Source organism: Candidatus Hakubella thermalkaliphila, assembly GCF_013281975.1.
Classification (GTDB): domain Bacteria; phylum Actinomycetota; class Humimicrobiia; order Hakubellales; family Hakubellaceae; genus Hakubella; species Hakubella thermalkaliphila.
In genome coordinates, this window is sequence record NZ_BLRZ01000302.1 from 1 (window position 1) to 1,040 (window position 1,040).

Consider the following 1,040-nt stretch of genomic DNA (forward strand, 5'->3'; position numbering starts at 1 on the left):
TCCTTAATATTCTCGATCGCCTGGTGGATGCAGGCAATACAGTGGTGGTTATCGAGCATAATTTGGATGTCATAAAAATGGCCGATCATATCATTGACCTGGGGCCGGAGGGTGGAGACAAAGGGGGCTATCTTATCGCGGAGGGGACTCCGGAAGAGGTATCCCAGGATGGTGACTCTTGTACAGGACAGTTCTTGAAGAGAGTTCTGGCAAGGTGCTAGTATAATGAAAGTAGGCTAATCCTGTCTTTCGCACGGCGAAATTGGAGCGAAGCCAGGGAAATCATGGAAAATCCAGTCAAAGAACAGGTCAAAAAAATTCCCAACCGACCAGGAGTATATATCTACCGAAATGCCTCCGGCGAGGTTATCTACGTGGGGAAAGCCAAATCTCTGCGCAAGAGGGTACAGAACTATTTCCACTCTCCCCGAGCCCTGCCCTTCAACGTGAGATATCTGATCGATGAAATTGCCTCCCTGGAGTTCATTATCACAGGTAGTGAGATGGAAGCGCTGATTCTGGAGTGCAATCTGATCAAGAAACACCGGCCTAAGTATAACATTAACCTGAAGGATGACAAGAAATATCCCTTCATTGCTATTACTATCAATGATTCCTATCCCCGGGTCTTTTTCACCAGGAAGATCGTTCGGGATGGCCCTCTTTATTTCGGCCCCTTCACCAGCGCCAGGGCAGTGCGCCGGACCATCAAATCCATCCAGACCCTTTTCCCCATCCGAAACTGCAAGGGTCCCCGGCCGGGCAAGAGCGCTAGTACTCCCTGTCTGAACTTTCACCTGGAGAGATGCCTGGCTCCCTGCGTGGGAGAAGTGAGGGAGGAGGAGTACCGTAGAATGATAGACCAGGTTATCCTCTTTCTCAAGGGAAGGCATCAAGATTTGATCCAACACTTCGAGAGACGGATGTGGGACTATTCCCGGCAGGAGGACTTCGAGAAGGCGGACCGGGTTAGAGATCAGAGTACAGCCCTGAAACACATGATAGAGGAAAAGAAGATCAGCCAGGATGAGGAAATGGAC

At 50.0% G+C, this 1,040-nt stretch carries 2 protein-coding genes; both read left to right on the forward strand.

The annotated features are described in order from the left end of the window. Positions 1 to 221, forward strand: a 221-nt coding sequence (locus tag HW443_RS11735; protein WP_176238276.1) for a hypothetical protein, incomplete at its 5' end; no start/stop codon positions are given. 63 nt (positions 222 to 284) lie between these two features. After that, positions 285 to 1,040 (forward strand): excinuclease ABC subunit UvrC (uvrC, locus tag HW443_RS11740; RefSeq protein WP_176238277.1); only part of this gene is annotated, 756 nt, incomplete at its 3' end.